The following is a 22683-nucleotide window of genomic DNA, read 5'->3' on the forward strand; positions in this document are numbered from 1 at the left end:
GACCGCCATGACTGAGGCAATCAAATCCTTGTTGCGCCGCCCGGAAGCAGGCTCGATCCTCAGCCTGATCGGGGTGGTGCTGTTCTTCGTATTTTTCGGTGGCGTGGACCTGGGCACACTCCTTGGGGCGGCGAGTTGGGTGAACTTCGCCGCCAATCTCGGCATTGTCGCCATTCCGGTCGGTCTGCTGATGATCTCGGGTGAACTCGACATCTCCATCGGCGCATTGATTCCCGCGGGCTCTATGACCACCGCCATCCTTAGCGGCTACTATGACCTGCCCATCGCGGTGGGCATGGCCGGCGCCCTGGCGGTCGGTGTGGCGGTCGGCCTTGTCAATGGTTTGCTGACGATCCGCACCTCGGTGCCTTCGTTGATCATTACGCTCGCCACCCTGGTTGCGATGCAGGGCTTGGTGCTCAGTGGGTCCGTGTTGCTAACTGGCAACGCTAGCGTTGCCGTCACCGCGCCCGAATGGGCCAAATTCCTGTTCGGACAGCTTATCGGTGGAAGCCACCAGGTCATCATCGTCTGGTGGGTGGTGTTCGCTGTCATCATTGGCTTCGTGCTGCACAAGACCCGCTTTGGCAACTGGCTGTTTGCAATGGGCGGCGATCGCGTCAGCGCCCGCAATGCAGGCATTCCGACAAGCCGCATGACCATCGCACTGTTCGTGCTGTCCGCCGTCAGCGCCACATTCGTTGGCATGTGCCAGGCGATCCTGTTCAACTCGGCCCAGGTTTCCGGCGGAATGAACTTCATCTTCAACGCGATCGTGTCCGTGGTGGTCGGCGGCGTGCTGCTCACGGGAGGGTTCGGCTCGGTCATCGGCATCTTCGTCGGTACCATCACGTTCGCCATTGTCAGCCAGGGCATCTACTTCACCCAGATCGACCGGAACTGGTCGAACCTGATCATCGGCGTGATGCTTTTGACGGCGGTGCTGATGAATCAGGCATTCCGGGAACTGGCTCTGTCTTACCGGCGAGGTTCAAAACAAAGCGTGCCGAGGGCACCCATACAGCACTGAGCGATGCGGCTGCAGTTGCGATCAGCGACTGCTTGGAAGAACGAAAGATGCGATAATTATGAGCGAAAAACCTGCCATTCTCGAACTGAAAAATGTCAACAAGTCTTTCGGCCCGATCGACGTGTTGCATAACATCTCGCTGCAAATTCGCCGGGGTGAGGTCTTGTGTCTCCTCGGCGACAACGGCGCAGGAAAGTCCACTCTCATCAAGGTGTTGGCAGGCGTCCACAAGCCGACCAGCGGCGAGATACTGATGGACGGAAAGGCGGTCAGCTTCGACCGTCCGAGCGCTGCGCAGGAGCGGGGCATTGCCACCGTGCACCAGTTCGGCGGAACGTTCCCCTTAATGAGCATCGGCCGCTCCTTCTTCGTTGGGTTGGAGCCGACAAAGGGTTGGGGTCCGTTCAAGATCTACGACCGCAAGCGCGCCAACGAGATCGCGGTGAAAGCGGTGCGGGATTTCGGCATCACGCGTATCGACGACGGTGACCGGCTTGTTGGTGGCCTGTCAGGCGGGGAACGCCAGTCTTTGGCCATTGCCCGCGCCGTGCATTTCGGCGCTCGCGTTCTGATCCTCGATGAGCCGACAGCAGCGCTCGGCGTCAAGCAGGCAGCTCACGTGCTGCGCATCGTCAATGAAGCCAAGCGGCGCGGTCTCGCGGTCGTCTTCATCACCCACCAGGTGATGCACGCGATGGCGGTGGGAGACCATTTCGCCGTCCTCATTCGCGGTGCGATCGCCGCCGATTTCCGGAAGCGCGAGAAAACCCGCGAGGAGATCACCGATCTGATGGCCGGCGGTGAAACCATGGCTGACCTCGAGGCGGAAATCGAACATGAATTGCATGCATGATCACAATGAAAATGCGCCGCCTCTCGAGCTGGATGGGCGGGCGGCCCGATCGTTTTCCTCGGGAAACCTCTGCCTTCGACCGGCCCTGATGACCCTTGGCGCCACCAGCCTCTTCACGTCGAACAAAGCAGAAGAAATATGACAATACGGATTGCGGTGATCGGTGCCGGTGTCATGGGCGCCGACCACGCCAGGATAGTGGCGGAAGACCTTCCCGGAGCAAGCCTTCAGCTGGTGTGCGACATGGATGAGGCGCGTGCCCGCACTGTTGCCGACACCTTTGGTGCGCTCGACATCTCCACCGATCCAGAAGGCGTTGCCGCGCGGAAGGACGTGGACGCAATCATCGTGGCGAGTCCCGATGCCACGCATGCGCCGCTGTCGAAAGCTTGTATTGCCGCCGGCAAGCGTGTGTTGTGCGAAAAGCCCCTCTCCCAAGCGTCCGCTAACTGTATCGCGGTGATGGAGGCAGAACAGAAGTCGGGCGCGAAATTCGTCCAGCTTGGTTTCATGCGGCGCTACGATCGCTCCTACGAAGAGATTAAGCGGGCGCTCGCAGACGGCCGCCTTGGCCGGCCCCTGATGATGCACAATTTTCACCGGAATGTCGAAACGCCGGCTGCAGATTTCACCGGCGCAATGGCTATCACCAATTCGGCTCCACACGAGTTCGATGTCGTGCGCTATGTGCTCTCGACGGAATATGCGTCGATTTCGGCCTTCCAGCCGAAGCGCTCAGATGCCCGGGTCGCGCCTGTCTTCATGGTGCTGGAGACGGTCGATGGCCAACTCGTCAACATCGAGATCAACAACAATGCCGCCTATGGTTACGATGTCCGTGCCGAGCTGATCGGCGAGCGGGGCACCGTTGCGATGAACAACGTCGCCTACACTCGCATCGATTCTGCGCTTACACAGAGCACGAGCTACGACTCCGACTGGCGGACCCGCTATGCCGATGCCTACCGTCGGCAGAACCGCGACTTCCTACGCTTCGTCATGACTGGTGAGTTCCCCGCAACCGCAGCGAATTGCTGGGACGGTTATTGCGCCGCCATCGTTGCCGAGGCGGGCGTGAAGGCGCTGCATGAGGGCCGCCGCGTACCTGTTCAAATGATCGCAAAGCCGGAGTTTTACGCGTGAAGCTGGGTTTCGTTTCAGACAGCCTCAGCAACCTGCCCTTCGAAACGATGCTGGATCATGCGAAGCGCATGGGTGTCTCCGGCGTCGAGGTAAACACCTGTGGCTGGTCCACGGCACCGCATTTTCGGCTTTCGTCCATGCTGGGCAACAAAGAAGGCCAGAAACGTTTCGTTGGAGCATTCGAGGAGCGTGGGCTTGAGATCATCTGCCTCAACGCAAATGGCAATCCGCTCCACCCAACCGACCCGGCCCAGGGCGAAGGGCTGAGAGACACAATCCGTGTCGCTGGCGAACTTGGCATCCGTACCGTCTGCACCATGAGCGGGCTCCCGGCCGGCAATGCTACCGACACGATACCTAACTGGATCGTCTCGTCCTGGCCTCCGGAAACGCAGACCATCCTGAAATACCAGTGGGAAGAGAAATTGATCCCGTTCTGGACCGAGATCGTCGCGCTTGCGAACGCGAACGGCGTCGAGCGCATTGCGCTGGAGCTCCATGGCAACCAGTGCGTCTACAACGTACCCTCGCTTTTGAAACTACGGCAGGCGGTCGGACCGATCATCGGCACCAATCTGGACCCTTCCCACCTGTTCTGGATGGGTGCCGATCCGCTTGTGGCCGCCCAGGCGCTCGGCGAGGCCGTTTATCACGTTCATGCCAAGGACACGATGCTCAACGCACCGGTGCAGGCGACGACATCTCTGCTCGAGAATGGCAGCCTGATGGATCTTCCGGCCCGGTCATGGAGCTACATCACGCTTGGCTTCGGCCACGGGGAGGAGTGGTGGCGGCAATTCTGCTATCGCCTCAAGATGGCCGGCTATGACGGCTGGCTTTCCATCGAGCATGAAGACGTCCTCCTGAACTCTCTGGAGGGACTCGAAAAGTCCGTGGCGCTGCTGCAGGGGGTCATGCCGTCCGCCCCTGCCGATTACAAACCGCAAGCCATCTGAAGGAAGATTCCATGCCTTGGATCGACGCCTGTGCCGCCGACATCGAAGCCGAGGAAGCCAGGCGCTTCGATCATGGCGGTCGCACCTTTGCGATCTTTCGAAATGACGGGGACGAATATTTCTGCACCGACGGGCTTTGCACGCACGAGAGTATTCATCTCGCTGACGGCCTCGTCATGGGGAATACAGTGGAGTGCCCTAAACACGCATCCGTCTTCGACTTCACGACCGGCGACGTAGAGACCCCGCCCGCTTGCGAGAATCTCAAGACGTACAAGACGAAGGTCGAAAATGGCCGCGTCATGATCGAGATCTGAGCCATATGGACCAGCCGTTCCAGCTTGCAGCCTGCGCCGAGATGCTCTGGCGCGACCGCCCGATTACTTGGCGCCCCGAAATGAATTGGCCATTCATCGCCAAGGCGCTGTTTGACGGCCTGATCCCCTGCGGAGGCTGATTATGGGCATGTATCACAACCGTCCTCATGTCGAGGACATCCGCAAGATGAAGAAGAGCGGACAGAAAATCTCCATGCTCTTCGTCAGCACGCCGGATGAGGCGGCTGCCGCAGCCGCTGCCGGCATCCATATGCTCTCCATCGAAGGTCGATATTTCGATCCGGAAATGCGCCAAGCAGCCGGCGATTGTTTCGTACAAGTCGGTTTGCCATATGGCAGCTATGGGAGTTTCGCGGGCCGCCCGCTCGCAACAGCGGAGGACTATCTGCGTGCAGCGTTCCACTTTGCCGGCACAGGCGGCGACGCCTTTTATTGTGCGGCGTCATACGACATCCAGAAGACGTTATGCGACAACTACATTCCTGTCGTTGGCCATATCGGCCTAGTGCCGTCTTATATCACCTGGACGGGTTGGCGCGCAGTCGGCAAGACCGCGGACGAAGCAGTGCGCATTTGGCGGCACACCCAAAAGCTGGAGCAAATAGGAGTCTTCGGCGCGGAGCTGGAAGTCGTCCCAGATCGCGTCGCGAAATTCCTCACCGAAAACTCCTCGCTTGTCATGCTAGGCATGGGCGCTGGCAAATATGCCGATGCGCAGTACCTCTTCACAGAAGACGTTTGCGGTTACGGCAAGAACCATCAGCCGCGACACGGAAAAGTTTATCGAAACCTTGGCCCTGAGCTGGAGAAGATTCAGGACGAGCGCGTCGCTGCCTTTAAGGACTACAAGGCAGACGTCGATTCAGGCAGATATCCCGGTTACGAGCACACGGTTCCGATTGTGGATGCCGAGTTCGATATCTTCATGAAGATAGTTAAAGGTTGAGAACTATGTCTGTGGGCTCATCTTATCCCTCACGGACATGCGGTCGACAGCGCGTATCAGTTGACAACCGCCGAGCGCCATCGCTTGACGAGCTCAAAGCGCTGATTGCCAAAAGGGAACTGACACTTCCGGAGAAGTCGGAGGCTGTCGCCCGGGTGATATTTGCGGAGCCGGATTACGTGGCTTTCGAAAATGCCGCCGCAATCGCGCGCCGATGCCATGTATCTCCCGCGACCGTGTCCCGACTTGCATCGCGTCTCGGGTTTGGGTCGTTTGTGGAAATGCAGAGCTGCTTCCGAAATCATATACTGCTTCGATTCAAACTTCAGGAAGAATACGTGAAGGCGAACTGCTGAGGATCATGTGCACGGACTTTTGACCCCCGACGGCCGAGTGCTCTTTCCAAACTTGACGGCGATCGTAATTCCCGAGGCGGCTGTTGGGAGCTTTTTCGCTTACGCGCACCTTGCGCAGTTCCGGCCCCTGCTGAAGCCTGTCCAGAATGGCGACCAGGTGGGTGAGCGATTGAGGGCGGTCGCCCTGCCGGGTCATGCTGCCAGTCATACCGGCTACGCGTTCGACACCGACGAGGACCGTTTCCTATTCTTCGGGGACGTCGTTCATGTGCCAGCCTTGCAGTTCGGCAATCCCGCGTTCAGTTGGGGCTATGACGACGATCAGCCGACGGCGCGCGCAACCCGCCTAAAGGTTGTCAGTGACGCGGCCAAGGCGAGGACGTGGATCGCAGGCGCGCACCTTGGCTGGCCGGGCATCGGCCGCGTGGTGCGTAAGGGCGAAGCATACGGCTATGAGCCGGCAGGAGGACGAGTGACCGGATAGGCGGCCCGGTACTGATTGGTACCGCTCTTTTCGCCCAGGGCAAGGATCTCGACGAGCAGCGCGCCTCACTCCGGAGTCCTCAACGGCGGGCACATCGTCCGGCCCACAAAATATCTGATTCTTGATCCACTGGCGGCCGATCGACGCCTGAGGCTTACCGGATCGGCGTCTCGCCGCGAAACAGCGGCTGGTGCGCCCGCATCAAGGCGGCAATCCGCTCGGCGACTTTTCGTACCGGCGGCGAGTGACGTTCCTCGTGATGGGTGACGATCCATTGGTCGGTTTCGAGCTCGGGGATAGGCTGAGCGACGCGAACCAGCCGCGGATCGCTGTCAGCGACGAAGCACGGAAAGACCGAAAGGCCGGCGCCGGCGGCCACCAGTTCACGCACCGCATGGGTGTTGTTGCCGCGTACGGCGATGCGGTCGCCGTGATGGGCTTGCAGCCAGCGCGCCGATGCAACGTTTGCGCCTTCGCCGGTGACGCCGACGAACAATCCAGCGGCGATGCCGTTGATCAGGTGACGTCCGGAATAAATGGCGTGAGCGACTTTGCCGCTCTGACGGCCGGCCAGCCACTGCTCGGTCGGACGCTCGCTGCGGATGCCGATGTCGGCGGCACGGTGGCCGATGTCGACCCGCTCGGTCGTGGTGACAAGCTCCACCCTTATGCCGTCATCGACCGTCCAGATCTCGCCGATATGGGCGGAAACGAAGGCCGACGTCCATGGCCCGGCCGAGACGCGGACAATGCGGTCGGGCAGGTTTCCCTCGCGCCAGCGGGTCAGCGACTGCATTGCTGCCTCGACGTCTTCGGCGCGCCGCAGCAGTTCTTCGCCGACCGGGGTCAGCCGGTAGCCGGTCTGCTGGCGCACGAACAGAGGTTCGCCGATCTGCTTTTCCAGCGCGGTGACGCGTCGTCCAAGGGTGGCTGCGCTGAGGCGCGTGGTTCCCGTCGCTGCGCTCAAGCCACCCAGCCGCGCAACGTCGAGAAACAACCTCAGATCGTCCCAGCCGATATCCATTTTGCAGAAATGAAAAACTCCTTGCGACCGTGGCTGTAGCGCGAAGCGGGCATCATGCGCAAGTATGCAGGCGTTGGGCGCGTTGGACAATCTTGCTTGGCGGGACAGTGACAAGCGCCTCGGCTGGCTAAGAAGCCACCGCAATCTTTTCGATCGCGCATGCGCTTCGCGCCGATGCTTTGCGCTTTCGACCAACCCAAGCGCGCGGGCATTCTCCACGCCAAAGGAGACGATCATGTTGGATGAACTTCGACACCGTTTCACCCGCTGGCTTGCCTATCGCCAGACGCTTGCGAGCTTGAGGCGGGCCCCAGACAGCACACTTGTGGATGCTGGCATTTCTCGCGAAGAGATCCGCGAGCATGCCCGTCACGCCAGCGTGCGTCGTTGAGGAACCGGGCATGCAGATGATTGAGCTTTGGGATGGCCGCTCGGTACCGCGCATTGGCATCGGCACCTGGGCGGCGGGTGGCCCCGCGCGTTGGCGTGACACGGCGACAACCTATGGCGAGGTCGACGACATCAGGTCGCAAGCCGCGCTGGCGATGGCCTATGAGATCGGCGCGCGGGTGTTCGACACGGCGGCCGCCTATGGCGCCGGCAATGCCGAACTGATCCTCGGGCGAGCGTTGAAGGGTAAGGACGAAGCCGTCATCGTCACCAAGGTCGGCTATTTCGGCGATCCCGAAACGCGCAAGATTGCTCCCGAGGATGCCTCTGCCGCAGCGATCCGGACATCGATCGACAATTCGCGGCAGCGCCTGCAGCGCGATTGTATCGACGTCGTGCTGCTACATATCAACGAGTATCCGATCGAGCGCGCCGGCGAGGTGTTCGATACGCTCGGCCTGTTGCGCCAGGAGGGCAAGATCAGCGGCTTCGGCTGGAGCACCGATCACCGCGAACGGCTTGCCGCCTACGCGCCGCGCGAGGGCTTCGTCGCCGTAGAGAACGACTTCAATGTGTTTACCCCGGCGAACGGGCTGATGGCCGTTGCGGCGCGCGAGAACCTCGTCTCGTTCAGCCGGCTGCCGCTGGCAATGGGGCTGCTCACCGGCAAATATACGCCGGCCATGCGGCTGCCCACCAACGATGTGCGCGGCGGCAATGCCGAATGGATGGTATTTTTCAGGGATGGCGCCGCCAACCCGCACCATCTGTCAAGGCTCTCGGCAATCCGCGACCTGCTCACCTCGGGCGGACGCACGCTTGCGCAAGGCGCACTCGGCTGGATACTCGCCAAGTCGGCAATCGCCCTGCCGGTTCCCGGGTTCACGCGGCCCGAGCAGGTCGAAGACAATCTCGGTGCGCTGGAGAAAGGGCCGCTGCCGGTAGCGGTGATGGCCGAGATCGACGCCGTGCTGAAAATTGCCGAGACCGCTTAGGGTGTGGCGGCGCCGAAATTCGCATTGGCGATATGCCGGCCAACTCCGATCTGTCTGATGTCAGCCGATATCGTATCTTCCTTGATCAAGCTTCCGTGGCGCAATTGAACAAGGACGGAGCGGCGGACACGCTCGAGTTGAAGGTCCGCCGCTCTGGTTTTCAGATCAAAGAGTGATGCTGCAACGGGAGATGGGTGGCGAGCTGCGCTTGAGCTGCGCCGCCCGCCGCGTCGCTGTCGAGAGAGAGCGACCCGGTTGAGCTGTCAAAGATGATGTGATGGGAACCATCATCGGTGGTCGTACCAGCAGGGGACGCATGCAATGAAAGCCCGCTCGACTTAAGCTCGGTAAGAGCGGCTTGATCGAGGTGGAGCTTGTCCTGAAGCTTGCTGAAGTCGAAGGCATCGTTGCCTCCGTGACCCGACATGATCTCGGCGGCGGCGCCGTTCTTTGCCTGGGCCCCGACATTTTCACCGCTCTGGACGGTCTGGGCGAACCCATGGCCGGTCAGGTTGGTTGCCGTTCTGTCGGAGTGATTGTTGGTGGCGAGAAACTCCGAGCCGGCAGAAAGAGCATGGCTCAACACAGCCAGCACCCGGTCAACGCCGCTGCCCAAATCGTCCATCTTGTTGCCGCCAGTGTCGACATGGGAGGTGTCGTTGCCGCTATGGCCCGCCATTTTTTCGGTGCTTGCACTTGCATGGGAGGCATCACTGGTGGCCTTTCCGTGACTGGCCGTGCGGTGGGAAGTCGCAGCTCCAGCAGAATTACTATCGCTAGTGCTGGCGTCGGAAGGGGCGACGGCGGTAGCAGTCGCAGTAGAAGTGCCATGGCTGGTGTTGGAGTCGGAGGCGGCCACAGTAGAGCTATTATCGGCAGCGGTGGCAGCGGAAGGCACAGTTGCAGTGGAACTGCTATCGCCCGTCGCGGCTTCGGAAGAGGCCGCGGCAGTCGAACTGGTATTGCCGGTGGCGTCGTCGGAAGCGGCAGTTACAGTCGAACTGCTATCGCCGGTGGCGTCATGGGAAGGGGCCGTGGCAGTCGAACTGCTATCGCTGGCGGTGGCGTCGGAAGGGGCCGTGGCAGTCGAACTGCTATCGCCGGTGGCGTCATGGGAAGGGGCCGTGGCAGTCGAACTGATATCGCCGGTGGCGTCATGGGAAGGGGCAGTCGCAGTCGAACTGCTATCGCTGGCGGTGGCGTCGGAAGGGGCCGTAGCAGTCGAACTGATATCGCCGGTGGCGTCATGGGAAGGGGCAGTCGCAGTCGAAGTGTTGTCGCCGGTGGCGTCATGGGATGGGGCAGTCACAGTCGAACTGCTATCGCTGGCGGCGGCATCGGAAGGGGGTGTCGCGGCAGCGCTGCCGTCGCTGGTGTCGGAAGGTTCGGCCCCGGTGGTAGCGAGGTTGTGCTCCCGGAAAACGGCTTGCAATTCGGAGGAGCTTTCAAGCGCGGTGTCGCCGTTCTGCGTTCCCCATTTGTAGGTGTAGTCGAAGCCGGGCGTCGGAACCAATGCGGCCCAATGATCGATCATGGTTTGCATCTGTTCGGGGGTGGGCATGACATGTCTTCCGCCATCGGAAGTCTCCCAGTTACCGCCGCCAAAGGCCTGATATACCGGAACGATGTTGTTAGCCGGGATGCCCGACTTCACCGCTGCAGCCACGGCTCGATCGATCATGTCGTAATCGACCGTGTCCGTTCCCGTGCGCACCGGATAGGGGTCTATTCCGAAATAGTCGATATGCGTGTTGGCCGGATTGTAGGTGTTCGTAAAATCCGGATTGGTCGGGGATCCCATATTCATCATGGTGATGAAGGTCTTGGCGCCCGGAAAATGCTCATGGATCCAGTCGGATTCCGCCTTCAGGTTCTCAGCGGTTGCGTAGGTGCCCCACCTGCCGGTGGGATCGGGCTCGTCAACAAGATAGAATCCGAACACGTTCGGATTGCCGAGGAAGGGGGTCATTTTCTCGATGAAGGATGAGGTTACGCCCTCGTGCTCATTCAGATACACCAGGCCCTTCATGCCATCCGGCAATGCGTTGACCTGGCTAACATATTGAACGTCAGCCAGATTGAAGCCAGCGTTTGCGATTTCGGTGGCGGAGCCACCCGAGGTGTAGTGCAGAGTTGCCATCCAGTAATCCTTTTTCTCGTTCGATAGCGCCCGAGGCCTACCTACTAGAGGGTGTATATTAGCGCCAAATCACATAAAGACACCCGTTGATAAAATCATTGAGCGTTTGTAGGAATGCTGCATGCATTGTGGCTTATTTTCATAAAAACGGGTTGTACACAAGAAACTTATCGCTTTTCTTAGGTCACAATCCCGGCTGAATCGCGACTTTATTTTGAAATAGCTGTAGCTTCGCAACTTAGGACGTTTAAATTACGGCAAATTACATTCTTTTTTGTTTTTGATTTATCAATTTACCTTACGAGATGAAAATCAGACAGACGTTAGCCACAAGAGCCAAGCCGCTCCGCGGTCTCACTGCCGCAAGCAATTAGTTGTGGACAATTCGTAGGCATCTGCGCGCTCAGCGGGCGGCAGATCTCCGTGATCGAGATCAAGTCAATGTAGGAAGCCGCTCAAGGTGAGAATAGGGGCGGTTCCCAGTTGGAGCGCCTGCCGCACTCGCCCATGAGGAAGACTTAAGCGACATCAAAGCGGTTCGGCCCACGTTTACAAGCGAGCGACAACTGCGGAATGACTGCCGGGTTCGCGGTGCCTGGTTCCTGCTCTCGCGCTCAAGTAATTGGCAGTCCCGATTTATCGATCGTGATCTGCGAAGGGGCGGTTTGTGAAGCCATGGCCGCTATTGCGCAGCGGATCTGATAGCGGCCCAGGGATCTGATACTCGATACCGGGCTCAGATGGGATCTGACCGTGCGTTGCCGACAAGAATCGAATAAGAGTAAAGAGACGAGAAAGTGCACACCGGATTACTCGCGAAGCCGTTTTGCTTCGTCGTCATGCACGGTGCGATGAGCTTCTCTTTCACTGAGATGCACTAAGTCCGTTTAAGACACGGAAGCGGCCGCGAACCGCGCCGAGTAAACTCGGTGGCGGGCAGATTCAAGCCACCCCTCAATGATACCCTGCTAGCGAACCCGCTGGTGACGAAGGTTGGGCACCCGCTTTGGAAAAATCCGGTGCTTGAACAAAGACGGAGCGGCGGACCGGCTCGAGCAGAAGGTCCGCCGTTCCGGGTCGTTCAGATCACAAGAAACGAACCTGCTGCAAGCGACAGACCTGGAGAGAGCGTGGCGAACTGTATTTGAGCTGCGCCACCGATCCCGTCGCTGTCGAAAGAGAGTGCTCCGGTTGAGTTGTTGTAGATGATATGATCGGAGCTATCATGTGCGGCCGCACCCGCAAAGAAAGCATCGGATGAAAGGCCTCCCAGCTTAAGCCCGGCAAAAACCGCGTCGTCGAGCTGGATCTTGTCCTGGAGCTTGTTGAAGTCGGTGATCCTGTCGATATTACCGGCTCCAAGAGCGCTGTTGAACACGAAGGCATCATTGCCTCCGTTACCGGTCAAGATGTCGGCACCTCGTGCGCCGTTGATGATGTTCGCGCCGGCGTTGCCCTGGATGGCTTGGTTAAACTCGTTGCCAGTGAGATTGATTGCTCCCGTGCCGGAAGGATTTGTGGTGGCAAGAAGCTCAACTTGGGAGCCGGCCGAAAGAGCATAGCTCACCGTGGAAAATACCCTGTCGCCGCCGCCGCCGGCCGCTTCAATCACCCTGTCGCCAGCATTGTCGACGACGTAAGTGTCATTGCCGCCATAGCCTGTCAGCGTGTCGGCGCCACCCATACCGTTGATGTAATTAGCACCGGCATTGCCTTGGATCGTCTGGGCGAACTCGTTGCCAACGAGATCGATTGCTGCCGTGCCGGAGGGATTCGTGGTAGCAAGAAGTTCGACCTGCGAGGCTGCCGAGTGCACAAGCGCAAAGCTTGCTGAGGCGAGCACCTTGTCGATACCACCGCCGACCGCCTCGCGAACCTTGTCACCAGCATTGTCGACATAATAGGTGTCGTTGCCGCCATAGCCGGTCATAGTATCGGCCCCACCCCCGCCGTTGATGACATTGGCGCCGGCATTGCCCTGGATAGTCTGGGCGAACGCATTGCCGGTCAGGTTGATCGCCGTGGTGCCGGACGGGCTGTTGGTGGCGAGAAGTTCGATTTCCGATCCGGCCGCAAGCGCATGACTTACGGAGGCGAATGCTTTGTCGGTACCGCCGCCCGCAGCCTCAATCTCCTTATCGCGGACATCGTCGACATAATAGGTATCATTGCCGCCATAGCCGATCATCGTGTGGCCGCCGGCTCCGTGAAACACATCGTCGCCGCTGGTGCCATACAAGGTGTCGCTTGTCTCGACGGGAGGCGGTTCGGTCCCGGTGGTAGCGAGGTTGTGCTCCCGGAAAACGGCTTGCAGTTCCGGGGAGCTTTCAAGTGCGGTGTCGCCGTTCTGCGTTCCCCATTTGTAGGTGTAGTCGAAGGCAGGTGACGGCACCAGTGCGGCCCAATGATCGATCATGATTTGCATCTGTTCGGAGGTGGGCATGACCTGTCTTCCGCCATCGGAAGTCTCCCAGTTACCGCCGCCAAAGGCCTGATAGACCGGAACGATGTTGCTAACCGGGATGCCCGATTTCACCGCTGCAGCCACGGCTCGATCGATCATGTCATAATCGACCGTGTCCGTTCCCGTGCGCACCGGATAGGGGTCTATTCCGAAATAGTCGATATGCGTGTTGGCCGGATTGTAGGTGTTCGTAAAATCCGGATTGGTCGGGGACCCCATGTTCATCATGGTGATGAAGGTCTTGGCGCCTGGAAAATGCTCATGGATCCAGTCGGATTCCGCCTTCAGGTTCTCAGCGGTTGCGTAGGTGCCCCACCTGCCGGTGGGATCGGGCTCGTCAACAAGATAGAACCCAAACACATTCGGATTGCCGAGGAAGGGGGTCATTTTCTCGATGAAGGATGAGGTTACGCCCTCGTGCTCATTGAGGTACACCAGACCCTTCATGCCATCCGGCAATGCGTTGACCAGCGAAACATACTGAACGTCAGCCAGATTGAAGCCGGCGGTTGCGATTTCGGTGGCGGAACCACCCGAGGCGTAGTGCAGAGTTGCCATCCAATATTCCTTTGTCTCATTCGATAGCGCCCCGGGGATTGCCTACTAGAGGGTGTATATTAGCGCCAAATCACATACCTGCAGGCGCTGATAGAATGGTTGATCGCCAATAGGAATGCTGCACGGAGAGAGAAATCCCAATAGATGTATTAAATAAATATCAAGAATATAACCACGTTAAGCTCGCACGGCTATGCAGATCAATCCAATTAATTGGAAATAGATAGTTTAATTGTCTAAAAATTTAGCCTGCATGTTGCGGAATTGAATTGTTAATTTAGCTGTTAACCTGCAAATTTACATATCAGAAGAACATTTAATCTAAGGGACAAGGCCCTTCGTAGTCTCGTTGCCGCAACCAATTAGTTGTGGACAATTCGTAAGCGTCTGCCCGCGCGTCGCGGGATATCGGTCGGCAGATCAGTTTCCGACATCGGAGGGGTCGAATCGGCTTGCCCGCTGGTCGCATGAAGGCAAGTCGCGTCAGGGGTTGTGGGTGAGAGGGCTGATCATCATGCCTGGTAACACGCGGACCGGACAGGGAGCTTAGGAATCCCAGCGTAGAGCAGCCGTACAGCGCACGACTGTCGGAAGGGCTTTCTTCGGTTGGCTTATCAGTGACGAGTCCGGCTTGGCAGAACTCGCCAGAGTTCGAGGCACAATTCATCGGCGTATCCACAAGATGCCGTCGAGGTGCTTCGCGCTGTGCGTAAGGCCGTGATCCCAATGCGGTTTACCTCATTCAAACAGACGAGGACAGTAGGCAAGCCTCCTCCTACCGTACCCTTTCACGCGCACAGAAGTAACGAAGCAAAACCATGAAAGCAGATGCGAAAGGTAGTTACTTCATGCGACCGAAACACGGCGCACGGACGGGAGCTTCGGGATGAATCCGCATCTCGTTTGTGTGGGAGGCGAAGATCACGCCCTGAGAATTCCGTTCCTAATGTCGCTGCGCGAAAGCGGCTTCCGGGTCACTGCGGTTTCGACCGGCGATGAGGCTGCGTTTTTGCGGCATGGCATTCCGCATCGCCGCTACGGTTTCGACCGATTTGCCAGCGGCGGTGGCGAGTGGACCGCCGTAAGAGCGATTCGGAAACTGGTTGCGGAACTCCGGCCTGACATTGTCCAAAGTTTCGACACCAAGCCTAACCTGCTCGCACCCCTTTCGCTGCGCGGAACAGTCCCGGTCGTACGCACGATCAACGGCCTGGGCTGGACATTCTCCTCGCTCGAACCGCGGGCTCTGGCCCTGCGTCCAATCTTTTGCGGACTGCAGTGGCTTGCTTCCTTCTGGACGGCAGCGACGGTGTTTCAGAACCGGGACGATGAGGCCTTCTTCAAGCGCTTTCGATTAATTGAACCCGGCAGCGGAAAAGTGATCCGCAGTTCTGGCATCGACGTCGATGCGTTCGCCATGGCGAGGCATCTTGCTCCGCCGGCAACGAAAATGCGCAAGGAACTCGGGCTCCAGTCAGCGGAGATCGTGATTTTTGTGGGCCGGCTGACCCGCCAGAAGGGCATCCCGATACTGCTTCAAGCAGTGCCCCGCGTCCTTTCCAAAAGACCTAATGCTCGTTTCGTGCTTGTCGGCCCTTGGGAGTCCGAAGGTCCATTTGCAGTCGACAAATCGGAAATCGATCGACACGCTCCTCATGTTATCGCGCTTGGCCCACGACGCGATGTTCCAGCCCTTCTTGGCATGGCCGACGTGTTCGCCTTCCCCACACAATATCGAGAAGGAATCCCGCGCGTCCTGCTCGAGGCAGGGCTGGCGGGTTTGCCCATCGTTGCCTCGAACATGCCCGGCTGCAATGAAGTGGTCGAGGATGGATGGAACGGCTATCTTGTCCAACCGCACGACGCCGATGGTCTTGCATCTCGAATACTTGACATCCTTTCCGACCGCAGTCGCGGAAAAGTCATGGGCGGTCGTTCCGTCGAACTTGTCCGGGAGCAGTTCGCGCTGCCGCGGGTGGTGGCCCAATATTGCGATCTGTACAAAAATATCCTTGGCGCCAAACCCCACAGCGATCTCGCCCGACCGGCGTCTCCGACCTTGTTTGGAGAGGGTGCTGCGAGAAGCAGATTGGACGGGCGCCGATGATCCGGGACGCGATCCTGGCCTGCGGTCTCGCAACGACCTATGCGGTGCAACTCGACATTCCAGGGTCGCCCTTAGGGGTTGGCGAACTGTTCATCGTACTTTGGATCATGCTGTCGATTGGGCGCGTACTCGCGGGGGGCCACCTGGAGACAAGGCCGGCGCTGACACGCCTTGTGAGCTTCTGGACGATCATGGCGCTTGCTCTCGGGATCGGCACCGTCGTCGGCTATCTGACCACAATTCTATATCTGACGGGCCTGATGCACGATACGATGGCCTACCTGCTGTTGGTCAGTATCACCTGCCTTGCCGCTGCAGAACCCGACGCTGATCGCCGGCTGCGTCGTACTGGCTGGTGGGTTGTGGGCATCGCGAATATCGCGCTTGCCATTCAGCTGGGACAGGGCTGGGGCTGGATCCCCCAAGCTGGCGTCGATCCCTGGTACTGGGACCGCTTTCGTGGCTGGTCGCATAATCCAAACCAGCTCGCGCTCTACTGCGCAATCTTTGGCCCGCTAGCCTTGCATCTTGCGACCACCACCAGCAATCGATGGGGCAGGTTTCTTGGGATCGCCAGCTTGTTCCTGACCTTCTATGTCGGGAGGCTGACAAAGAGCGATACCTATTTGTACACCAGCATCCTGACCTGCCTGACGTTCCTCGGGCTGCGGATCAGGACATGGCTCAAGACCGGTGGCAACAGGGTCAGCTTTTCACGGCAAGCCGTCCTCCTGTTGCTTGTCGGTATCCTTCCGTTGGCGATCGCGATAACCCCTTACGCCGTAACTGAGGCGAGCGTCCTCGAAAATTTCGCCAAGGGCCTAACCAAGGACAAAGGCGGCGAGGCCACTGCCGAAACCGTCGCACTCCGCGTGCATCTCTGGAACGAAGCGTTGGAGAAGGGCGCCGAATCCGGGTCGCTGGGCCTTGGTCCAGGTCCGCATCTCGAGCGCCCATCAGTGTTCGACTCGCAATTTCTGGAACGGCCCTTCGAGGCTCACAACACGATCCTCGACCTGTACACTCAAGGTGGTCTCATTGCAGTTCTGGCGCTGGTCTGGATAGTCGGCGCCGCCATCATATCGGTGTGGCGTGCGAAGCTCGACGCGCTGTTAGCGCTCGTGGTGTCAATTATCATCTTCGGGATGCCGCACCTGATCATCCGCCACCCGATCGTATGGTTTGCGCTAACCATCTGCCTTGTCGCCGGTACGCCGAAAGCAGTTTCTGCAATCTCCAACAATCCGGGGTAATGGTATGTGTGGTATTGCCGGAATTCTTCTTGCCTCCGATTCAGCCGACACGAGGCCGCTCAGGGCAATAGAGCAGATGACGGCCGCACTTCGTCACCGCGGGCCGGATGGCGAGGCATTCTGGGTAAACTGTGAATCGGGGGTCGCCTTCGGTCACAGGCGGCTGGCCATAGTTGACCTGTCGGAGGCTGGCCGTCAGCCGATGCATTCTGAAAGCGGCCGATATGTCATTACATTCAACGGCGAAATATACAATTTCCGTGATTTGCGCCGTGAGCTGGAGAGTACAGGCCATCATTTTCGGAGCGCCAGCGATACCGAAGTCATGCTCGCCGCAATTGAGAGTTGGGGCCTCGAAAAAGCACTCACCCGTTTCGCCGGCATGTTCGCTTTAGGATTGTGGGACCTTAGGACAAGGACGCTCCATCTCGCCCGCGACCGAATGGGTAAAAAGCCGCTTTATATCGCCTCAACACGCGATGCACTTGTTTTTGCTTCCGAGTTGAAGGCGATCAACCGTTTTCCAGGGTTTTGCCAGGAGCTCGATATCGATGCGGCCGCGGCAATGCTTTCGAAGGGATGGGTACCGGATGACAGCTGCATTTGGCGAGGCGTGTTCAAGCTGCCGCCGGGTTCGGTCCTGTCGGTAACGGCCGCTGAGTTCTCCGGGGAACGCAGTGTCGCCTCTCTGTCGCATCGCATTCGACGCTGGTGGTCGCTGGCCGAAGCCGCCACGGAAGGGCGGGCGGAACAGGTCGCCGGCAGCGACGAGGAACTCACCAATGAACTGGACGGCCTGCTTCGACTTGCCGTTCGGGAGCGCATGATCGCTGACGTCCCGCTCGGGGCCTTCCTGTCGGGCGGAATAGATAGCTCGACGGTTGTGGCCCTTATGCAGGCTCAATCGGAAAAGCCTGTGCGCACGTTCACCATCGCTTTCGGAGAGGGCGGGTTCGATGAGGCTCCCCACGCTGCGGAAGTCGCGCGCCATCTGGGGACCGACCATACCGAACTCCACCTTTCGGCTGCCGTAGCGCGCGACGTCATTCCAGAACTGCCGCAGATCTGGGACGAGCCATTCGCTGACGAATCGCAGATACCAACTCTGCTGGTGGCGCGGCTCGCCCGCCGGCACGTTACGGTGGCTCTGTCGGGCGACGGTGGCGATGAATGCTTCGCCGGCTACGCACGCCACTTCATGGCGGCCCGCCTGCGACGACAGCATATTCTGCCGTCAGCACTGCGTCGGGCGCTCGCGGCAGGCACTAGGTTATTGGCCCGTGCAGCCCGCCACGATCTCGTCGGCAAGCTGCCGCTTTCGGAGGGTGCACGGCATGCGCTTCGGGGGGATCGGCTGAATCGCCTAGCTCAGCTGCTTGCTGCAGCCAACGAGGACGAGTTGTATCGGCGACTTACGGGATCATCGAACGAGAACCTGAGCCTCCACCAGCCACCCTCATCAATTCACGTCGAGCACCGGCTTGATGGGCTGCTGTCCCGTCTGTTGTATGACGATATGGCTGGATACCTCCCCGGCGATATATTGGTGAAGCTGGACCGCGCCAGCATGGCCAACAGCCTCGAGGGGCGATGCCCGCTGCTCGATCATCGGGTTGTCGAATTTGCCTGGCGCCTGCCGACGAATACGAAAGTTCGTAATGGCAAAGGCAAGTGGATCCTTCGTCAGTTGTTGCGCCGATACGTTCCGCAGCGGCTGATCGAGCGGCCGAAGCAAGGTTTTGATGTTCCTATAGCCGTCTGGCTGAGAGGCCCGCTGCTGAGTTGGGCAAACGACCTTGTCGCCGATATGCGTTTGTCCGGAGACGGGATTTTCGACCTTGCAGAGGTGGATGCGTGCTGGCGCGATCACGTTGACGGCAGGCACGACCATTCTCGTGAATTGTGGCCCGCTTTGATGTTCCAGGCCTGGCACAACGAGGCAAGGCGCCCATCGCCCACAGCAACGGGTTCTCGCGTGCCCGAACTTACAGGAGATTAAGATGGAAGGGTCCATAGTTAGCCGCATCCACCTTCCGCACGTTAACGAAATGCACGTGCCTGCGCGCGAAATCGCTCCGCGCATGAAACGGCCCTTACGCGAACAGATGGACACGCAAACCCCATTCCATCAGCTCCTCATTACCCTCTCAAGAAAAAAATGGTTCCTGCTGGCCATGGTCATCACTGGCGGTGTATTAGCCGCGCTTGCGGGTCTTGCACGGCCTGCCCTGTATGAAGCCACTGCACAGGTAATCGTCGACGCACCTAGTAGAGCGGCCCCTGCCGGCGGCTCGGTCTCTACTCAAGATGTGCTGGATTCCAGCATTGACGACCACATCACCATGCTCTCGTCGCAAGGCCATCTGCGAAGCGTGGTGGCAGCGCTGCGCAAAACGGACGCTCTCAACAATACTAGAAAGGCTGATGCTGTTACCGAAAATTCTGCTGCTCACCCTGCGGGCGTCGAGCCGCCGAAGTTGCGCTCGGGTACAGCCGATCTGCTAGCCGAAATTTGGCCGCGAAGCACTCCGGCGGAGCCAGATGCGGCTGAACTCAAGATACTGCGTAAGGGTATAAGGATCGGCCAGGAGTTGCGATCGAGGGTCATCAGTGTCGGCTTCACCGATCACGATCCGGCGCGAGCTGCTTTGATCGCCAATACGTTCGTCCAAGTGTATATTGGCGATCTGGCAAGGAAAAGCCAAGCATCGGACAGACTGGAACTTGAATCGATAGTTGCCGGACTTCCAGCTACACAGAACAGTCTCGCAGAAGCGACCGATCGTCTTGAGAGGTATCGGCTGAGCCATGGCGCGATCGACCAAGGTGCAGCGGATAATGCCGCCAAGGAGATAGTCGAACTCACCCAGCAAATCTCCTTGTCGAAAGCCGATCTCTCCGCATCGGAATCTCGACTTCAACACATTCAGGACTTGCGAAAGGGGGGCGCGTCGGTTGCCGCGGTAGCCGAAACCATCGGATCACCCGTGCTGGCCGATCTCTTGGCACGCCAGGCCAACGGCACAACAGATGAGGATGTCACAAATGCGATCGATCGTGAGATCGAACAAGAAATCGCCCGCGTCGCTGCCGAGACGAACATCTATCGCTCCCAAATAGCGGTGCTGCAAAAGCGTAAGGACGTCCTGGATGCGGTTGTGGCCGATACAGCCGGCCGGCTTTCCGGATTGCGCGCTCTCGAGCCCCAGGTCGGCATCTTGACGCAGCGCTACAACGACCTTTTGACCCGGCAACAAGACTTGATGCGGCGTATTGCAAGTCCATCCCCCGGGGTCAGGCTTCTCTCAGCGGCGTGGCCTCCTACCAATCCAACGACTCTTTCGCCAATATTTCTTATTCCGCCCGGCATGGTTGTGTTTGGCCTGATTGGGGGGATCTTCATACTTGTCCGCCAACGCTTCGATAGCACCTTGCACGGGGAGGCCGAAGCTGAAGCAGCGCTCAAAGTTCCGTGCCTCGGGCTAATACCCCAGGCTGCCACAACGCACGCGAGGCGACTGCAGCAGCTGGTTTCAGGTCAGCAGGAGTCAAGATACAGCCGCGCCGTGACGGCCCTGCTTGTCGCTGCAGCGCCCCGGCGGGCGAGGGATTGCTCGAACATAATCTTGATAACATCCTGCAGTGAGGATGATGGCAAGACCGAGCTCGCATGGAGCATGGCCTTGGCGGCCACAAGACTTGGAGGGCGAGTACTCTTTATTGATCTGGACCGCACGGACCGCCGCCTTACAGGCGAGTTTGTGAAGGAATTCAGCGCACGTAAGCCGCACAATTTTTTCGGAGACTATATCAATGACCGTTGTGCGCTGCGCGATGCGATAGCTGGAATGTCGGCAATCGGAATCGATTTCATGGCGCTCGCACCGTCGGAGGATCTGCTGCCCTTGCTGTCCAGTGTCGATGGCTCCCCTTTCAAAGATGAACTGCACTCGGTCTATCGGGTGGTCATCATAAATGGGCCGCTGGGGCTTGAGGGACCAGAGGCCAGACTCCTGACAGGCTGGGGTGACGTGGTTCTTTTCGCCATTCGCTGGGCGAAAACGCGACGCAGCATCGCGCGAGGCGTCCTAGACTTGCTTGCGGGCGATACGCCAGCTTCGGTTCCCGTCGCAAGCGTTCTCACGAAGGTTAATCTCAGGAAGCACGCGGGTTACCGGTTCGGGGACAGCGCTGATCTCTTGCTGGAGGGAGCATGACGAGTTCGGCTTTTGCTGTTGCCTACTTCCCACCACCGCCCGTTGAAAATCCCCGTTTTAGGCGCCGCGCCGATCGGCTGCCGGCGCGGGCCATTCGCCCGTAGCCGGGGTTGCTGCGGAGAGATCCGTCCGGAGCGTGGGGCCGAGGTGTCACAACGGAACCTACTGGCCAGGAGCCGCCGGACGGGCATTCATGAATTTCGGGAGCCACGCCTGAGGCGACGCCCCTGATGCCATCCTTCGTCTGCTTGGCAGGTCCAGCAGCCTGGTGGTGTCAAAATCACCTTCCCGCTGCAAGCGGCGTGGCACCGCTCATTACTGCTTGGCTTGGCGATGAATCCGTGGCGCAGGTGACGAGACTTTGTCGATTTTCGCCCAGAGTGCGCTCCCGCCCATCGTAGATGCGTTCCTGATGGCGTATGCCCATGCCGGCAAGCGTGACGGTGAAATCGCAAGGGCGGTCAAACCTTGCGCCATTCGTTGCGCTTTGCTTCGCGGCAAGGCCCGCACGAACTCACTCACACTACCTGGTTTTTGTCCCTTACGCAAAAAGCTGTGGACGATGTCTTGCTTCAGGAATTTGGCGAGATTGAACGGCTCGCGCTCGCATTTGCTCAATTGCAAGCCGTGCCGCCGACATATGGCATCGAAGGCTCCTTTCGTCCATCGGCCAATGTGGTTTGGTGGCATGTCTACGAGCGAACCGTGAGACTCCATATAGTACGTTCTGTTTTCATTTGGCACGGCAATGAAAACAGATCCTTGCGCCTTCAGAAGATATTTTAAGCGAGCAAAAACCTCATCCACTTGGTCCATATGCTCGAAGACCTGAAACATGAAAATAAAATCGAACGCCTCTTTCATGGGGTTGAAGCTGCCATCTCGAAAGTCATTTGCAAATGTCTTGAAGCCTTTTGACGCCAGTACTGATCGCGCCGTTTCGTTGTAGTCGACGGCAGAAATATCCGAAGTATGGAAGAATTTATTCTTGATGCGGTCGAGAAAATACCCAAACCCCGATCCCACTTCGAGAGCAGTCTTTCCGCCAGTATTCAGGCCCGCGAGCTCTTCGATTGTTCTTGCATATTCCCATTTCATAGTTGGATAAGAAGGGTACGCCCAGGCTAAGTTATAAAACTCAAAGCCGCCGGCGACGAACGGATCTGCGAAACCGAATCCACAATCTGCGCATTTGCGAATGTCGCAAGTGTTACGGCCCCAGAGATCCGACAGGTGGCTTGTTAACTTTCGGGAGCGATCGGGGTCCTGACGCGGATTGATGAAATGTCGAGAGGCCTCGTCTGCTGTCACTTCGAACAATTTTGCGGTTGATACACTGCCACACGCCGGACAAATGGTCATCTCGCTATCCCTGAAGCCTGGACGAAGGAAAGCCGCCTTCGACGGTGTAGAATGCGTGCCAGCCGGC

General features: G+C 58.8%; 18 protein-coding genes. 14 read left to right on the forward strand and 4 right to left on the reverse strand.

The genetic code is table 11. The features are described from left to right. Positions 1-7 precede the first annotated feature (7 nt). The 8 genes from NKJ12_RS20615 (at position 8) to NKJ12_RS20650 (ending at position 6106) form a co-directional block, all read left to right on the forward strand. Positions 8-1030 carry an ABC transporter permease gene (locus NKJ12_RS20615; RefSeq protein ID WP_352704698.1) on the forward strand — a complete coding sequence of 341 codons (1023 nt, stop codon included), beginning with the start codon at positions 8-10 and terminating at the stop codon, positions 1028-1030. Positions 1031-1088: 58 nt separating this feature from the next. Next, complete coding sequence (locus NKJ12_RS20620; protein ID WP_287219718.1) at positions 1089-1883, forward strand: ATP-binding cassette domain-containing protein; 795 nt, start codon at positions 1089-1091, stop codon at positions 1881-1883. 138 nt (positions 1884-2021) lie between these two features. After that, the gene (locus NKJ12_RS20625; RefSeq protein WP_352704700.1) at positions 2022-3026 is read left to right on the forward strand and encodes a Gfo/Idh/MocA family oxidoreductase; all 1005 of its coding nucleotides are present in this window, start codon (positions 2022-2024) and stop codon (positions 3024-3026) included. Continuing rightward, positions 3023-3982: a sugar phosphate isomerase/epimerase family protein gene (locus NKJ12_RS20630; protein ID WP_352704702.1), complete on the forward strand. Its 960-nt coding sequence runs from the start codon at positions 3023-3025 to the stop codon at positions 3980-3982. Before NKJ12_RS20625 ends, NKJ12_RS20630 begins: the two co-directional genes overlap by 4 nt. 11 nt (positions 3983-3993) lie before the next feature. Next, the gene (locus tag NKJ12_RS20635; protein ID WP_352704704.1) at positions 3994-4299 is read left to right on the forward strand and encodes a MocE family 2Fe-2S type ferredoxin; all 306 of its coding nucleotides are present in this window, start codon (positions 3994-3996) and stop codon (positions 4297-4299) included. A gap of 142 nt (positions 4300-4441) precedes the next feature. Next, positions 4442-5266, forward strand: a complete 825-nt coding sequence (locus NKJ12_RS20640; protein ID WP_352704706.1) for a 3-methyl-2-oxobutanoate hydroxymethyltransferase — start codon at positions 4442-4444, stop codon at positions 5264-5266. 5 nt (positions 5267-5271) lie between these two features. Further along, the gene (locus tag NKJ12_RS20645; RefSeq protein WP_352704708.1) at positions 5272-5622 is read left to right on the forward strand and encodes a MurR/RpiR family transcriptional regulator; all 351 of its coding nucleotides are present in this window, start codon (positions 5272-5274) and stop codon (positions 5620-5622) included. Between the two features lie 37 nt (positions 5623-5659). Then, positions 5660-6106 (forward strand): MBL fold metallo-hydrolase, encoded by a 447-nt coding sequence (locus NKJ12_RS20650; RefSeq protein ID WP_352704710.1) that lies wholly within the window; start codon positions 5660-5662, stop codon positions 6104-6106. 154 nt (positions 6107-6260) lie between these two features. Here NKJ12_RS20650 and NKJ12_RS20655 read toward each other — a convergent pair whose 3' ends face one another. After that, positions 6261-7130: a LysR family transcriptional regulator gene (locus NKJ12_RS20655; protein ID WP_352704712.1), complete on the reverse strand. Its 870-nt coding sequence runs from the start codon at positions 7128-7130 to the stop codon at positions 6261-6263. Between the two features lie 235 nt (positions 7131-7365). On the opposite strand from NKJ12_RS20655, the gene NKJ12_RS20660 reads away from it, so the two are divergent. Together NKJ12_RS20660 and NKJ12_RS20665 are read left to right on the forward strand one after the other, a co-directional pair. Then, on the forward strand, positions 7366-7521 hold the full coding sequence (locus tag NKJ12_RS20660; RefSeq protein WP_352704714.1) for a YjiS-like domain-containing protein: 156 nt from the start codon (positions 7366-7368) through the stop codon (positions 7519-7521). Positions 7522-7531: 10 nt separating this feature from the next. After that, complete coding sequence (locus NKJ12_RS20665) at positions 7532-8515, forward strand: aldo/keto reductase (RefSeq protein ID WP_352704716.1); 984 nt, start codon at positions 7532-7534, stop codon at positions 8513-8515. Between the two features lie 160 nt (positions 8516-8675). Here the strand turns inward: NKJ12_RS20665 and NKJ12_RS20670 are convergent, their stop codons facing one another. Beyond that, the gene (locus NKJ12_RS20670; protein WP_352704718.1) at positions 8676-10655 is read right to left on the reverse strand and encodes a calcium-binding protein; all 1980 of its coding nucleotides are present in this window, start codon (positions 10653-10655) and stop codon (positions 8676-8678) included. A gap of 1081 nt (positions 10656-11736) precedes the next feature. Further along, the gene (locus NKJ12_RS20675; RefSeq protein ID WP_352704720.1) at positions 11737-13677 is read right to left on the reverse strand and encodes a calcium-binding protein; all 1941 of its coding nucleotides are present in this window, start codon (positions 13675-13677) and stop codon (positions 11737-11739) included. An 886-nt stretch (positions 13678-14563) separates the two neighbouring features. On the opposite strand from NKJ12_RS20675, the gene NKJ12_RS20680 reads away from it, so the two are divergent. Genes NKJ12_RS20680 through NKJ12_RS20695 form a run of 4 tightly spaced genes read left to right on the forward strand, consistent with a single transcriptional unit; the run spans position 14564 to position 21254 of the window. Beyond that, positions 14564-15784 (forward strand): glycosyltransferase family 4 protein, encoded by a 1221-nt coding sequence (locus NKJ12_RS20680; protein ID WP_352704722.1) that lies wholly within the window; start codon positions 14564-14566, stop codon positions 15782-15784. Beyond that, positions 15781-17037: an O-antigen ligase family protein gene (locus tag NKJ12_RS20685; protein ID WP_352704724.1), complete on the forward strand. Its 1257-nt coding sequence runs from the start codon at positions 15781-15783 to the stop codon at positions 17035-17037. Before NKJ12_RS20680 ends, NKJ12_RS20685 begins: the two co-directional genes overlap by 4 nt. 4 nt (positions 17038-17041) lie before the next feature. Next, positions 17042-19036 carry an asparagine synthase (glutamine-hydrolyzing) gene (gene asnB / locus NKJ12_RS20690; protein WP_352704726.1) on the forward strand — a complete coding sequence of 665 codons (1995 nt, stop codon included), beginning with the start codon at positions 17042-17044 and terminating at the stop codon, positions 19034-19036. 1 nt (position 19037) lies between these two features. Then, positions 19038-21254, forward strand: coding sequence for a GumC family protein (locus NKJ12_RS20695; RefSeq protein ID WP_352704728.1), 2217 nt, complete (start codon positions 19038-19040; stop codon positions 21252-21254). Between the two features lie 315 nt (positions 21255-21569). Here NKJ12_RS20695 and NKJ12_RS20700 read toward each other — a convergent pair whose 3' ends face one another. Further along, the gene (locus NKJ12_RS20700; protein WP_352704729.1) at positions 21570-22616 is read right to left on the reverse strand and encodes a class I SAM-dependent methyltransferase; all 1047 of its coding nucleotides are present in this window, start codon (positions 22614-22616) and stop codon (positions 21570-21572) included. Between the last annotated feature and the right edge of the window lie 67 nt (positions 22617-22683).

It is taken from the genome of Mesorhizobium sp. M0195 (assembly GCF_040322115.1).
Taxonomy (GTDB): domain Bacteria; phylum Pseudomonadota; class Alphaproteobacteria; order Rhizobiales; family Rhizobiaceae; genus Mesorhizobium.